This is a genomic window from Pseudomonas sp. Colony2, from assembly GCF_019382755.1.
In the GTDB taxonomy this organism is placed as follows: domain Bacteria; phylum Pseudomonadota; class Gammaproteobacteria; order Pseudomonadales; family Pseudomonadaceae; genus Aquipseudomonas.
The window spans coordinates 4,806,343-4,820,808 of record NZ_CP080030.1 but is presented as its reverse complement, the minus strand read 5'-3'; the positions used below and the strand labels follow the sequence as shown (position 1 = coordinate 4,820,808).

The window sequence follows — 14,466 nt, the reverse complement described above, 5'->3', positions numbered from 1 at the left end:
CGGCGTTCCCTCACTCCGGCATTGCTCCGCGGGCCGCCGCGACGGGCCATCCATGGCCCGGCGCGGCTAAACCGGCGTCCTGCCGGTTTACCCGCTGCGCAATACCTGCGTTCGGCCTCGGGCTTATTGGGGCAGTCAGATCAAGATCAAGATCAAAAGCACGGCGGCCTGAGAGCCGACCTGAGTGTTAAAAGCAAAGGCAAGATCCAGAGCGAAAGCAGAGCTGCTTTTCTGTAGGAGCTGGCTTGCCGGCGATGCAGACACCTCGGTGCATCAGACACACCCAGTTGATGCCATCGCCGGCAAGCCAGCTCCTACAGTGGACCGTGCCCGCTTTAGCTTTTGATTTTGCTTCTAAACACTCAAGCCGGCCGGTAGGCCGCTGTGCTCTTGATCTGCTTTTGATCTTGGGCGCCCCGTTAAACCACGCTGGCCGAACGCAGGCTTTGGAGCGTGGGTAACCCGGCAGGACGCCGGGTTAGCCGTCCTGGGCCAGGGATGGCCCATGACGGCGGCCCACGCTCCAAAGCCGGAGTGAGGGCACACCGAGCCTAAGCGAGGAGCCGAGTGGTGGGGCAAGAGCGTTTTGCTTACTTTTGCGCTGTTCAAAAGTGAGCCGCTGTAAGAGCGGAACCAATCTCAGCCATCACCCAAATAACGGATATGCCCCCACCCCAACCAGGAACGCCTCAGGACTTAGGCGTCAAATCCACCTTGAACCATTTTTCGCTGAGTTTCTTAACAGTCCCATCAGCAATCGCTTCTTTCAACGCCGCATCAAACTTGGCCTTCAACTCCGGATCGCTCTTGCGAAAACCCAGGCCCTCGCCATCACCCCAGATAGGGCCTTTGATCTGCGGCCCGGTATACGCCAGCCCCTTGTTCTCAGGCTTGGACATGATCGAATCAAGGAACGTAACGTCATCAAAAATCGCGTCAATACGGCCCGATTGCAGATCAAGAATCGCATCGGCCGACGTGTTGTACTCACGAATCGTCGCCACGTCCTTGAAGTTCTCATCAATGAACTTGGTGTAAATGATGCCTGAAGCGATCCCGATGGTTTTACCCTTCAGCGCCTGACGCAACGGCTCGATCGCATCGTGAATCGCCTTCGGATCAGCACTCAGCGTAATCGCATTCGCCGCCCCGGTTTTACCCGGCAGCAACGCCGCATCCTGCGCGACAAAGTTGGCCGGCGTCTGCGCGTAGGGAATCGAAAAATCCATGACCTGCTTACGGTCGTCAGTGATAACGATCGCATCCATCAACACATCAAACTTCCCTGCGTTGAGACTGGCAATCATGCCATCCCAGTTCTGCACGGTGATCTTGCACTGCAGCTTCATCTTGGCGCACAGGTAGTCCATCAGCTCAGGCTCGAAACCACTGATCTTCCCGCCTGGCAATGTCAGGTTCCAGGGCTCGTACGCGCCCTCGGTCGCGATGTTCACGGACGTCCAGTCCTTTGCCTGCAGTCCGGAAGCACTTGCCATCACTAGGGTCGCTACAGCAACAGAGCCTAACCAATTCGATTTTTTAGCGGTCATTTCTATTTCCTACCAATGTTTTGATGTGGGCTTAGGACTTTTTTCTCGAACGCATACAGGTTTGGGGACTGGCCGATTCGCTCTCCAGTCTGCACATGACTCCACATGTACATACATGTCATTGCAAAATATTTGCCAGCTTTTAAAAATAAATAACCTGTTGATTTTCAAGGAAATTAAACATGGTTAGAAAATGTGCGCGGTTTTTTCGCCCTGTTTTGGGTCGATAGGTAGCGTTTTGCACCCGCCCGTGCGCTGTCAGGTGTCAGGCGTGGGGGCAGGGTTCGCGGCGAGTATTGGCGTGAATCCCAGGTGCTCAAGCAGTCGCGCCATATCGCGGACTGCGATCGACAGGGTCGCGGTATTCACCAGCGGATGGCAGAGAATCCTGTCGCCGTTCCACACCTCTTCGGCGATCACAACCTGGGTGACGCGCTGCACGTCATTGCACAACCCCAGCAATGACACCGCTCCCGGCTCCACGCCCAGGGTTTCCATCAGGCGGCGCGGCGAGGCGAATCTCAGGCCCTTGAGGCCGAGGGTTTGCGAGAGTGCACGCAGGTCCAGGCGCTGCTCGCTCTTGAGCACCACCAGGGTGGGATTCAAGCCTTTGGCATCGCACAGGAAGATGTTCTTGACCGCCTGCCCGCTGATTCCGATGTCCAGTTTGTCGGCTTCTTCGCAGGTGCGCACGGCGCTGTGTTCCACGTATTCATAGGCAATGAAGCAGGTGTCGAGCAGGTGTAGAACGTCTTTGGGTTGAAGCATTGGCAAGGTCCCCGGGTATCGCTTTGTCTGCGCCAAAAATGGCAAAGGCCCGCCGTCCGAAAAGGAGGGCAGGCCGTTTGACGGCGTGGTTGTCAGTTCAGGTGATGGGCCACCAGGTCGTTGATTTTCCCGCTGCGCACTTGGTCAATCACACTGGCCATGTCAGCGTAAAACGCGCGGTCGTTATCCGCCACCGGCACTTCACTGCGCACCAGGTCATAGACCGCCTTGGTCGCGGTCGATGCCTTGTTCACATCGTGGAAATCCAGGGCCTGGCATGCGACCAGCACTTCGATGGCCACCACCGACTGGAGTTTTTGCGAGACTTTGTAGGCCTTGATCACCGCGTTGTAGGCCAGGCTGACCGGGTCTTCCTGGTTGCCGCAGGTCGAGACGCTGTCGATCGACGACGGCATCGACAGGGTTTTCATCTCGGCGTACAGCCCGGCGGCGGTGTACTGGACGATCATGTAGCCGCTGTTCAGGCCCGGGTTGCGCACCAGGAAGGCCGGCATTTCGCTGAAGTGCGAGTTGATCATGCGGTCGGTCCGGCGCTCGGAAATTTTCGCCAGGTTGGTCAGCGCCACACACAGTGTGTCGGCTGCAATCCCGATGTAGGTGCCGTCGAAGTTGGCGCCGGAAATCGCGATACCGTCACCGTCGTCCAGCGGGAAAATCACCGGGTTGTCGCCCGAAGAATTGATTTCGCGCTCGATGGTTTCCCGCGCGTAGTTGATGAACTGCCGGGAAGCACCATGCACTTGGGGGATGGCACGCAGGCTGTAGACGTCCTGTAGGCGGTAATCGATGTTGTCTGCGATGAGCTGGCTGTCGTGCAGGATAGCCTTGATGTTGGCGGCGGTTGCGGCCTGTGCGGGGTGAGCCTTGATCGAGTGGTAGCGCGGGTCGAACGCGCGGATGGTGCCCTTGAGCGCCTCCAGCGACATGGCCGCCGCCACGTCCGCCAGGTCCGCAGCCTGCATCGCGTTGTACAGCGCCAGCGTAGCGATGGCGGTCACCGACGTGGTGCCGTTCAACATCGCCAGGCCTTCCTTGCACTGCAGGTCGGTCGGTTGCAGGCCAACCTGTTGCAGGGCGGTTGCGCCATCCACCAGTGCACCGCCCTTGACGCTGGCGCGGCCTTCGCCGAGCAGCACCAGGGCCAGGTGGCCTTCTACCGCGAGGTAACCCACCGAGCCTTCGCCCGGCGCAAAGGGCACCACGTCGTGGTTGAGCAGGCCGGCGATCAGTTCCAGCAGTTCCAGGCGCACCCCGGAGTAGCCTTTGCCCAGGCTGATCAACACCATCAACTGGATCGCCCGCACCTGTTCACGCACCAGCGGTTCGCCGACGGAAACAGCGTGGGAACGCACGATGTTGACTTGCAGTTCCTTGGCGTTTTCCGGCGAGATCACATGCCGCACGTTGTCGCCAAAACCGGTGGTCACGCCGTACACCAAACGGTTTTCATCGAGGAATCGCTCGATCAACCCACGGGACTTTTTAACCCGGTTCTTGTAACTGTCGGCAAACGAAACAGTGGCCGAATAGCGGGCGATCGCCACGAACTCTTCGATGCTGGGTTCTCTGTCGCCTAACACGACATGGGTAATTTGTTCAGGCAGGGTTTTCATCAGCGACTCCAGCAGGGCGTAACGCAATGGGGTGGGAAGTGGTTTAACTCTACGGGTTGCACTGACTGAAGAAAATATGAGGTTTTCTGTTACTTTTAGTAGAAAATCTAAACTGCTGAAGTCGCGAGATTCCCCCATGAGCCGTTTACCGCCGTTGCGCGCGTTGCAAGTGTTTGAAGTGGTGGGCCACTGCGCCGGTATGTCCCAGGCGGCGATTCGCCTGGGGATCTCGGTGGGCGCTGTCAGCCAGCAAATGAAACTGCTCGAAGATGCCCTGGGCATGAAGCTGACGCTCAAGGACGGCCAGCGCCTGCGCTTGAACAGCGTCGGCGAACGCCTGCACGCCCGCTGCACCGCGGCGTTCGAAGAACTCAGGCTGGCGGTGGCCGAGGCCGAGCGGGCGAAGAATCCCAACAACCTGTATATCAGTTGCCTGCCTTCGCTGATGACCAAATGGCTGTCGCCGCTGATCGACGAGTGGGGGCAGGACGAAACCGACCTGGACATCTACCTCGACAGCACCCTCGATGATGCATCGGGGGAGGAAAGTGCCGACTTTCGCATCGGTTATGGCGAGCACCCCGAGCATGCCGGGCATAGCGTGCCGCTGTTCCGCGATTGTGTGGTGCCCACCTGTTCACCGCAGTTGCTGGAACGGGTTGCGTGCGCGCGGGACTTGCTCGATTACCGCCTGATCGGCATCGACTCGCGGCCCAAATTCGATTCGCCGCCTTCGTGGACCCAATGGTTCAGCGAGCTGGAAGGGCAAACCGGCCAGCCCATCGTGATCCGCCGCAATTACTCATCATCGATTACCGCGATCCATGCGGCCATCGACCGGCAAGGCATCGTGCTGGCGCAGTTCTCAATGATCGCCGGGGACCTGCGCGCCGGTCGGCTGGTGATTCCCTGGCGGTTCGCCGTGCCGCTGGCGGCGCCGTACTACCTGAGTTGGCACCCCAATACCCTGCACAAACAGCAGTGCCGCGGGTTTCAACGCTGGATGATCGGGCAGGGGCAGAAACAGGAGAAAATTACCGCTGCCATGCTTTCTGCTGCGCACTTTGATCATTAAGTTGTCACTTACGGTCATTGAGCGCCAGCCGGCGGACTCTTAGTCTGTGGGACATAAACCGATGGAGTGCCATTCGAGCGCTCCACGTCCCGTGATGATCCGTTGTGGAGCTGTACCATGACCGCTGCTGCCTACCCGCACTTGCTGGCCCCGTTGGACCTGGGTTTTACCACCCTGCGCAACCGTACTCTGATGGGCTCGATGCACACCGGCCTTGAAGAGAAACCCGGCGGCTTCGAGCGCATGGCGGCCTATTTTGCCGAACGTGCCCGTGGCGGCGTGGGCCTGATGGTCACCGGCGGCATTGGCCCCAACGATGAAGGCGGGGTGTATGGCGGTGCGGCCAAGCTGACCACCGACGAAGAAGCGCAGAAGCACAAGATCGTCACCCGGGCGGTGCACGAGGCGGGCGGCAAGATCTGCATGCAGATCCTCCACGCCGGGCGTTATGCCTACAGCCCGAAGCAGGTGGCACCGAGCGCGATCCAGGCGCCGATCAACCCGTTCAAGCCCAAAGAGCTGGACGAAGAAGGCATCGAAAAACAGATCAATGATTTCGTCACCTGTTCGGTGCTGGCCCAGGTCGCCGAGTACGACGGTGTGGAAATCATGGGTTCGGAAGGCTACTTCATCAACCAGTTCCTCGCCGCCCACACCAACCACCGCACCGACCGCTGGGGTGGCAGCTACGAAAACCGCATGCGCCTGCCGGTGGAAATCGTGCGCCGGGTGCGCGAAGCCGTAGGCCCGAATTTCATCATCATCTTCCGCCTGTCGATGCTCGACCTGGTAGAAGGCGGCAGCACCTGGGAAGAAATCGTGCAGTTGGCCAAGGCTATCGAGCAGGCCGGTGCAACCATCATCAACACCGGCATCGGCTGGCACGAAGCGCGGATCCCGACCATCGCCACCAAGGTGCCGCGTGGCGCGTTCAGCAAGGTCACCGCGAAGTTGCGCGGTGCGGTGCAGATTCCATTGATCACCACCAACCGGATCAACACCCCGGAAATCGCCGAGCAGATTTTGGCCGAAGGCGATGCCGACATGGTCTCGATGGCTCGCCCATTCCTCGCCGACCCGGACTTCGTCAACAAGGCTGCCGAAGGCCGCGCCGATGAGATCAACACCTGCATCGGCTGCAACCAGGCCTGCCTGGACCACACCTTCGGCGGCAAGCTGACCACCTGCCTGGTCAACCCGCGTGCGTGCTACGAGACTGAGCTCAACTACCTGCCGGTCAAGCAGATCAAGAAAATCGCCGTGGTCGGTGCCGGTCCTGCGGGCCTGGCGGCCGCCACCGTCGCCGCCGAGCGTGGGCATCAGGTGACGCTGTTCGATTCGGCCAGCGAGATCGGCGGCCAGTTCAACATCGCCAAGCGTGTGCCGGGCAAGGAAGAGTTCTTCGAGACCCTGCGCTACTTCAAGCGCAAGTTGCAGACCACTCACGTCGAACTGTGCCTGGACACCCGGGTCGACGTTGAGCAGCTTGTTGCGGGCGGTTATGACGAGATCATCCTCGCGACCGGCATCGCGCCGCGTATTCCGGCGATTCCCGGTGTGGAAAACGCCAAGGTATTGAGCTACCTCGACGTGATCCTGGAGCGTAAGCCGGTGGGTCATCGCGTGGCGGTGATCGGTGCCGGCGGTATCGGTTTTGACGTCTCGGAATTCCTCGTGCACCAGGGCGTGTCCACCAGCCTGGACCGCGAGGCGTTCTGGAAAGAGTGGGGCATCGACACCCACCTGGAAGCCCGCGGCGGTGTGGCCGGGATCAAGCCCGAGCGCCATGCGCCGGCGCGTGAAGTGTTCCTGTTGCAGCGCAAGACCTCCAAGGTCGGTGACGGCCTGGGCAAGACCACCGGCTGGATCCACCGCACCGGCTTGAAGAACAAGCAGGTGCAGATGCTCAACAGCGTCGAGTACCTGAAGATCGACGATGAGGGCCTGCACATCCGCATCGGCGCCGAGGGTGAACCGAAGGTGCTGGCGGTGGACAACATCGTGATCTGCGCCGGGCAGGACCCGCTGCGGGAATTGCAGGATGGCCTGGTGGCGGCCGGGCAGAACGTGCACCTGATCGGCGGCGCGGACGTGGCGGCCGAGCTGGATGCCAAGCGCGCCATCAACCAGGGTTCGCGCCTGGCGGCCGAGCTGTAAACACGTAAAAGGGGCGGTGGTAGACTACCGCCCCTTTTCTTGTGCAGAACCGCCCTCATGGGTCCTTTCGACTGGCTTCCCCACGCGCCCCTTGAACCCCTGAAGCTGGACTGGATGGGGCCGGTGGAAGTCGCCGTGCTGCGCCTGGATCGCATCGACCCGCTGATCAGCGGCAACAAGTGGTTCAAGCTCACCGAGCACCTGGCGCAAGGCCGGGCGGCGGGCGCCAGCGGGATCATCAGCCTGGGCGGCGCTTACTCCAATCACCTGCATGCACTGGCGGCGGCCGGGAAACGCTTCGGCTTTCCTACCGTTGGCTTGCTGCGTGGCCATCCGCAAGACACACCCACGGTGCTCGACCTCAAGGCCTTCGGCATGCAACTGCATTGGCTGGGGTATGGCGGCTATCGCGCGCGCAACGAGCCGGACTTCTGGCTGCCCTGGCGCGAGCAGTATCCGCACCTGCACCCGGTACCTGAAGGCGGCGGGGGCCTGGCGGGCGCGTTGGGTTGCGGGGTTTTGGTGAATCAGGCGCAGGCGCAATTAAACGGCCTGGGCTGGACGGACTATCACGGTTGGTGGCTGGCGGCAGGCACCGGTACTACATTGGCGGGATTGGTGCTGGCGGAGGCGGGCGCGCATCCGGTATATGGCGCCCTGGCGGTGCCCGACGACCACGGGGTGGCGCAACAGGTGCAGGCGCTTGTGCAGCAGGGTTATGAATTGCTGGAGGCCAGCCGGGGCGGCTTTGCCAAGGTTGATCCGGAGTTGCTGGCCTTTATCGACGCTACCGAGCAAGCCTGTGGCCTGGCGCTGGAGCCGCTGTACACCGGCAAGGCGTTATTGGCGTTGAAGCAGCAGATTGAAGCCGGGAGATTTTTCCCCGGCACCCGCCTGATCTTCGTCCACACCGGTGGCCTGCAGGGCCGCCGGGGTTTCCCTGTTGCACCCGGTTAATGTAGGAGCTGGCTTGCCTGCGATGCAGACACCGCGGTGTATCAGTGGCACCGAGGTGATGCTATCGCAGGCAAGCCAGCTCCCACACAAGCCAGCTGCCACATTCAATCCGTGGGCTTACTGAATGCTCCCTCTCTTGCCGGGCATCATCCTCAACGCAGTGTTGTCTCGCAGCACATAGTGATGGGCCAACCCGGCCAACGCATGCAGCCCGATCAGCCAGTAGCCGATCTTGCCGAACAGCACGTGCCAGTTTTCAATTTCCTTGGCCAACGCTTTGTTCTCGGCAATCAGCGGCGGCAACTCGATGCCGTAGAACATCACCGAATGCCCCTCGGCGCTGACGATCAGCCAGCCGGCGATGGGCATGCCGATCATCAAGGCGTACAGCGCCATGTGCATCAGGGTAGCGAGGAGGGTTTGCCATTGCGGCGGGGCCGGTACGATCTTCGGTGCCACGCCCAGGCTGCGGGCGAACAACCGTAGCCACACCAGCACAAACACCGTCAGGCCGAACATGAAGTGCATTTCCACGATCAACGTACGTGCGCCGCTGCCTTTGGGAAACTGCCCGCGTAACTCAATGCAGGCGTAGACCACCGCCAGCAGCACCACCATCAGCCAGTGCAACGCAATCGACATGGTGCTGTAACGCGTATCGGAATTTTTCCAGGGCATCGCTTTCTTCCTCACTCATCAGGGCAAACCTCCGTTCTTTGCGACGGAGTCCTTTCAATGTAAGCCTGTTTTACGAGGTTTGCCCGTGAGAGGAGGGTGTATAGGCGATCTTTTGATCTCGATCAGTTGCCCTGCGGCATTTCACCCCGTGCCAGGCGCTGGTTGATGTCGGCGATCACCGCAGGCAGGTCGGTGATGGTGTCGATCATGTAGTGTGGGCGCGAGCCTTCGAACATGGCCTGGATACGCGTGCGTTCGCTGGCGAGTGTGCCGGCGTCGAGGGCGCGGAACTGCTCGTAGGTCAGGCCCAGGGCGTTGCCCGAGCAGGTCAGCGCCACGGTCCACATCCCGGCGCGACGGCCTTCGAGAATGCCTGGCACGGTGTCGTCGATCTTCACGCAGGCCGCTACGTCATCGATCCCGAGGGCGATCACGTTGGCCAGGGCCTGGGCCGGCCATGGTCGGCCGTTGGGTACTTCGTCGGTGGCGACCACGTGGTCGGCGATATAGCCATTGGTGGCAGCCAGTTCGACAACCTTGTCCATCACCTGCTTGGGGTAGCCGGAGCACGAACCGATCTTGATCCCTTGCTGGCGCAGGTTGGCGATAGTGTCCAGGGCACCGGGGATCAATGCCGAGTGCTCGGCGATCTTCTCGATCTGCAGCGGCATGAAGCGCTGGTAGATGGCGGTCACATCATCGTCAGTCGGTGTGCGGCCAAAGGCCTTGCGATAGCGCTCGGCCACCTGCGGCTGGTCGCACAGGGTGCGGATGTGGTCCCACTTGCCCATGCCCATCGGGCCACGGGCTTCCTCGATGGAGACCTGCACGTCGAACTCGGCGAAGGCTTCGACAAAAATCTGCGTGGGCGCGAACGAGCCGAAATCGACCACGGTGCCGGCCCAGTCGAGGATCGCGGCTTGAAGCTGGGTTGGGTTTGCGTAGTTCATGGTTCAGATCCTGTGAGTAGTGGGCAGTCAGATGTCGAGCACGTTCATTTCTTGCAGCACCTCGGCTACCGCCGCGACCGCGGCTTGCATCTCGGCCTGGTTCACATGGCCGATGCAGCCTACGCGGAAGGTTTCCACCTGGGTCAATTTGCCGGGATAAAGGATGAAGCCCTTGGCCTTGACCCGTTCGTAGAACTCCTTGAACTGGTAGCGCGGATCTTTCGGCGCGTGGAAGGTAACGATGATCGGCGCCTGGATCGCGGCGGGCAGGAAGCTGCGCAGGCCCAGTTCGGCCATGCCGTCCAGCAATGCCTGGCAGTTGTCGGCGTAGCGCTGGTGCCGGGCGGGCAGGCCGCCTTCTTCGTTGTATTGCAGCAGCGCTTCGTGCAGCGCCGCCACCACGTGGGTCGGCGGTGTGAAGCGCCATTGGCCGGTCTTGGCCATGTAGCTGTGCTGGTCGAAAAGGTCCATCGCCAGGGAGTGGCAGTTGCCTTGGGCTGCAGCCAGCGCCTGCTTTTCAGCGAACACAAAACCCATCCCCGGTACGCCTTCCAGGCACTTGCCGGAGGCGGCGATCAGCGCGTCGAACGGCACCTCGCGGGCGTCGATCGGCAGCGCGCCGAAGGAGCTCATGGCGTCGATAATCAGGCGCTTGCCGTGGCGGGCGATGACCTGGGCGATCTCGGGCAACGGGTTGAGAATCCCGGTGCTGGTTTCGCAATGGATCAGTGCGACGTGGGTGATGCCCCTGTCGGCGTGCAACAGGCGGTCGACGTCGGCGGCGGTGGTGGGTTCGTCCTCGGCAGTTTCAAAGGTACTGAACTCGCGGCCGAGCACTTCGCAAATCTTCGCCAGGCGCTTGCCGTAGGCGCCGTTGATCAGCACCAGCACCTTGCCGTCCCGTGGCACGAGGGTGCCGATGGCCGCTTCCACGGCAAAGGTGCCGCTGCCTTGCAATGGCACGCAATGGTGGCTGGCGGTGCCGTTGACGATCACCAGCAGTTGCTCGCAAAGACTGGCGGTCAGTTGATTGAAGCGGTCATCCCATGAACCCCAGTCGACCATCATGGCCTGGCGGGTGCGGGCCGAGGTGGTCAAGGGCCCCGGGGTCAGCAGGATCGGCGCGGCAGTGCTCATTCGTGTGTCCTCGCAAAACATTGGGATGAAGTTACGGCGCCTAAATTGCAGTTTGGCTTGTCATCAATCAAATTGTTTGTTGTTATGCGAGCTATCAGTGAGGCCGATAGCTATGAACCTGTTTCAACTGCGTGCGTTCGATGCGGTGGCCCGCGAGGGCAGTTTTACCCGGGCGGCCGAGCGCCTGTTCATCAGCCAGCCGGCGGTGACCGGGCATATCAAGGCGCTGGAGGAGCACTACCAGATCGCGCTGCTGCGGCGTACCGCGCGGCGGGTGGAGTTGACCGAGGAGGGCACCAAACTCGCGGCGATCACCCGGGCGATCTTCGGCCTGGTGGAAGAGGCGCAGACGTTGCTGGAGGCCAACCGGCAATTACTTACCGGGCGCCTGGAAGTGGCGGCGGACGGGCCGCACATGGTCATGCCGATGCTGGCCAGCCTACGGCAGCGGTATCCGGGGATTACTGTCAATTTGCGCCTGGGCAATGCGCAGGAAACCCTCGCGGCGCTGTTGTCGGAGCGGGCTGACGTGGCGGTGTTGACCGAGGTGGAGCCGCGCAAGGGCCTGCACTTGCAGCCGTTGATCGAGTCACGGATTTGCGCGTTGGTGCCGGCCGGCCATCCGTGGCTGGCGGAGCCTGCGGGGATTCGGCTGGAGCAATTGGATCAGGTGATCATGGTGTTGCGTGAACCCAGCTCGATCACGCGGCGGACCTTTGACGATGCCTGCGCCCATGCCGGCGTGCAGCCCCGGGTGTTGCTGGAACTGGACAGCCGTGAGGCGGTGACGGAAGCGGTGGCGGCCGAGTTGGGGGTTGGGGTGGTGTCGTCGATGGAAGTCAGCCGGGATCCGCGGGTGCACGCGATTCCGATCCAGGGCGAGGGGCTGGTGAACCGGCATGTGATCGGGTGCATGGAGCGGCGGCGGGAGTTGCGGTTGATTCAGGCGTTTTTCGAGTTGGCGCCTTAGTGGGGGTTGGCTGAAGATCGAGTTGGCCCTTTCGCGAGCAAGCCCGCTCCCACATTCGACCGCGTTCCATCGGTAGAACTCGGTCAACTGTGGGAGCGGGCTTGCTCGCGAAGGGGCCCTCAACTTCACCGCAAACTTTCCCGCACAATCTCCAGAAAAGTCGCCACCACCCGCCGCGAACTCTGCTCCTTCAAGCACACCAGTGTTTCCTTCATCCGCTGCGTACAGTCACGGATCGGCATCGCATACACCCGCGAATCTGCGCCAAACTCCGCAGCCGACACCACGCCCACGCCAATACCCACCACCACCGCCTCCCGCGCGGCTTCGCGGCCTTCCACCTGGATCGCCGGGCGAATGCGCAGCCCGGCCTGATGCATTTCCTGCTCCAGGGTCTGGCGGGTCACCGAGCCGATTTCCCGCAACACCAGCGGCGTATCGTCCAGGTCCGCCAGGCAGATCGACTCGCGGCCCGCCCACGGGTGGTTGCGGGCGACAAACGCGAGCAATTGGTCATCGGGCAGCGGCAGTGACAGCAGCCGCTCGTCGTCCACATCGCGCCCCAGCAGCGCGAGGTCGGCCTGGTAGTTGTACAGGCGAAACAGTGATTCATCGGTGTTGCCGGTTTCGATCTTCACGCTGATGCCCGGGTACAACTGGCAGAAGCGCGCAATCTGCGGCAGCACATGCACCGGGGCGTCCACCGCGAGTGTCAGGGTGCCGGTTTGCAAGGCGCGGGAATCCTGCAACAGCTCTTCGGCTTCCGCCGCGACGGCAAACAGACGCTGGGTGATGCTCAACAGGCGCTCGCCGAGGTCGGTCAAGCGCACCGAACGTTTGTTGCGATGAAACAGCAGCACGCCGAAACGTTCCTCAAGCTTGCGCACCTGGTCGGAAATGGCCGGCTGGCTGAGGAACAAGCGTTCGGCGGCGTGGGTAAAACTGCCGTGTACGGCCACCGCATGGAAGGCTTTGAGTTGCGCGTGAGACACCGACATCGCGAATCCTCTTACAAGCTCAGCTTATATTTGAAATACGATAAATCGATTTTACCTATTAGTCAGCCATTGCTTTGATAGCCCCAGTCGCCGTAGGTCGAGTCCTACACCTTCGGCGGCCATGGGTCTTCTGCGTGCTCACCAGCGGGACTCATCTGACCAATACCGCGCCCCTCCAAGCGCCGGTACTGCAGTGCTCAACAATAAAAATACAGGCGTTTGCTTTTCATTCTGCCGGCACACTCACACCCGAGGTCAGAACCACCATGAATACTCCCTTGAGTCACATCAAGCGTTGGCGCGTGCAGATTTTCGCCATCACCTGGCTGGCGTACGCGGCCTTCTATTTTACCCGCAAGGCTTTTTCGGTGGCCAAGCTGGGGATCGTCGACGACCCGAGTTTCCCGCTGGACAAGATGATGATGGCCAACCTGGATGGCATTTACCTGGCGGCCTACGCCGTTGGCCAATTCACCTGGGGCATGCTCGCCGACCGTTTCGGGCCGCGTGTGGTGGTACTCGGCGGGTTGGTGATTTCAGCCGCCGCCGCCCTGGTGATGGGCACGTTTGCCACCTTGCCGATCTTTGTCACGTGCATGTTGATCCAGGGCCTGGCCCAGTCCACCGGCTGGTCCGGGCTGTGCAAGAACCTTGGCAGTTTCTTCCCGGCGCAGCAGCGTGGCCGGGTGCTGGGTTTATGGAGCTCGTGCTACGCCTTTGGTGGCCTGGTGGCGTCGCCGTTTGCCGGATGGTGGGCGTATACGCTGATCGGCACCTGGCATGCGGCATTTATCTCCAGTGCGGCTGTGGTCTTCGTGGTCGCGGTGCTGTTTTTCATTTTCCAGCGCAACACGCCACAGGATGTGGGGTTACCGGCAGTGGAACCGGAACCGGAACAGACTGCCGCCGAGAAGAACGCCAGTGTGCTGGAGCCGCTGCGGGCCATTTTGCGCAACCGCACGGTGTTGACCCTGGGGCTGGCGTACTTTCTGTTGAAACCGGCGCGTTACGCGATCCTGTTGTGGGGGCCGGTGATTGTGTATGAGCAGATGCCATCGGTGGGCAAGGTCGGCGCAGCGATTGTGCCGACGGCGTTCGAGCTGGCGGGGTTGCTGGGGCCGATCATGATCGGCATGGCGTCCGACAAACTGTTCGGCGCCCGGCGCATGCCGGCCTGTGTCCTCAGCCTGCTGGCGCTGACCGTGGCCCTGGCGTTGTTCATGGGCGCCTTGCACACCGGCAGTGTGGCGCTGGTGATGGCGCTGCTGTTTGTGATGGGCCTGACCCTGTACGGGCCGGACTCGATGATCAGCAGCACCGCCGCCATCGACTTCGGCACCGCCAAGGCCGGCGCGACGGCGGCGGGGTTCGTCAACGGCTGCGGTTCGGTGGGGGCGATCCTTGGCGGCTTGCTGCCGGGCTACTTCGACACGGTCACGGTGTTTATCGTGTTTGCCGGTGCCGCGCTGTTTTCCTCCCTGGTGTTGATGCCGTACTGGAACGCCAGGCCGGCGGTGCTGGCGCAGGTGGGTGACTTCGTGCCCGACCGTGAGCGCGCCATCAACCCCTTGCGGACCTGAGGGGCATGGCCG

Annotated in this window: 12 protein-coding genes; 5 read left to right on the top strand and 7 right to left on the bottom strand. The window is 61.5% G+C overall.

Translation table 11 applies throughout. The features are described from left to right. Positions 1-689: 689 nt before the first annotated feature. From JV201_RS19205 to hutH, 3 genes are all read right to left on the bottom strand, one after another. Positions 690-1,454 carry a transporter substrate-binding domain-containing protein gene (locus tag JV201_RS19205; RefSeq protein WP_003212408.1) on the bottom strand — a complete coding sequence of 255 codons (765 nt, stop codon included), beginning with the start codon at positions 1,452-1,454 and terminating at the stop codon, positions 690-692. A 354-nt stretch (positions 1,455-1,808) separates the two neighbouring features. Next, positions 1,809-2,318 carry a prolyl-tRNA synthetase associated domain-containing protein gene (locus JV201_RS19200; protein WP_219405924.1) on the bottom strand — a complete coding sequence of 170 codons (510 nt, stop codon included), beginning with the start codon at positions 2,316-2,318 and terminating at the stop codon, positions 1,809-1,811. Positions 2,319-2,410: 92 nt separating this feature from the next. Further along, the gene (gene hutH / locus JV201_RS19195) at positions 2,411-3,952 is read right to left on the bottom strand and encodes a histidine ammonia-lyase (RefSeq protein WP_023658981.1); all 1,542 of its coding nucleotides are present in this window, start codon (positions 3,950-3,952) and stop codon (positions 2,411-2,413) included. A gap of 136 nt (positions 3,953-4,088) precedes the next feature. Here hutH and JV201_RS19190 point away from each other — a divergent pair, with 136 nt between their 5' ends. The 3 genes from JV201_RS19190 (at position 4,089) to JV201_RS19180 (ending at position 8,141) form a co-directional block, all read left to right on the top strand. Next, entirely contained in the window at positions 4,089-5,027 is a 939-nt protein-coding gene (locus JV201_RS19190) for a LysR substrate-binding domain-containing protein (RefSeq protein WP_219405923.1), read from the top strand. 117 nt (positions 5,028-5,144) lie between these two features. Next, entirely contained in the window at positions 5,145-7,184 is a 2,040-nt protein-coding gene (locus JV201_RS19185) for an NADPH-dependent 2,4-dienoyl-CoA reductase (RefSeq protein WP_102369532.1), read from the top strand. 57 nt (positions 7,185-7,241) lie between these two features. Next, on the top strand, positions 7,242-8,141 hold the full coding sequence (locus tag JV201_RS19180; RefSeq protein ID WP_219405922.1) for a 1-aminocyclopropane-1-carboxylate deaminase/D-cysteine desulfhydrase: 900 nt from the start codon (positions 7,242-7,244) through the stop codon (positions 8,139-8,141). 117 nt (positions 8,142-8,258) lie between these two features. Here JV201_RS19180 and JV201_RS19175 read toward each other — a convergent pair whose 3' ends face one another. The 3 genes from JV201_RS19175 to JV201_RS19165 all read right to left on the bottom strand — a co-directional run bounded on the left by JV201_RS19175 (position 8,259) and on the right by JV201_RS19165 (position 10,906). Continuing rightward, positions 8,259-8,819: a cytochrome b gene (locus JV201_RS19175; RefSeq protein ID WP_219405921.1), complete on the bottom strand. Its 561-nt coding sequence runs from the start codon at positions 8,817-8,819 to the stop codon at positions 8,259-8,261. A gap of 122 nt (positions 8,820-8,941) precedes the next feature. Beyond that, entirely contained in the window at positions 8,942-9,769 is an 828-nt protein-coding gene (gene phnX / locus JV201_RS19170; RefSeq protein ID WP_003212423.1) for a phosphonoacetaldehyde hydrolase, read from the bottom strand. A gap of 27 nt (positions 9,770-9,796) precedes the next feature. Then, positions 9,797-10,906 carry a 2-aminoethylphosphonate--pyruvate transaminase gene (locus tag JV201_RS19165; RefSeq protein WP_134327002.1) on the bottom strand — a complete coding sequence of 370 codons (1,110 nt, stop codon included), beginning with the start codon at positions 10,904-10,906 and terminating at the stop codon, positions 9,797-9,799. 112 nt (positions 10,907-11,018) lie between these two features. Here JV201_RS19165 and JV201_RS19160 point away from each other — a divergent pair, with 112 nt between their 5' ends. Beyond that, positions 11,019-11,876 carry a LysR substrate-binding domain-containing protein gene (locus JV201_RS19160; RefSeq protein WP_219405920.1) on the top strand — a complete coding sequence of 286 codons (858 nt, stop codon included), beginning with the start codon at positions 11,019-11,021 and terminating at the stop codon, positions 11,874-11,876. A 125-nt stretch (positions 11,877-12,001) separates the two neighbouring features. Here the strand turns inward: JV201_RS19160 and JV201_RS19155 are convergent, their stop codons facing one another. Further along, positions 12,002-12,874 (bottom strand): LysR substrate-binding domain-containing protein, encoded by an 873-nt coding sequence (locus JV201_RS19155; protein WP_003212428.1) that lies wholly within the window; start codon positions 12,872-12,874, stop codon positions 12,002-12,004. A gap of 266 nt (positions 12,875-13,140) precedes the next feature. On the opposite strand from JV201_RS19155, the gene JV201_RS19150 reads away from it, so the two are divergent. After that, positions 13,141-14,454 carry an MFS transporter gene (locus JV201_RS19150; RefSeq protein WP_177029093.1) on the top strand — a complete coding sequence of 438 codons (1,314 nt, stop codon included), beginning with the start codon at positions 13,141-13,143 and terminating at the stop codon, positions 14,452-14,454. Positions 14,455-14,466 lie beyond the last annotated feature (12 nt).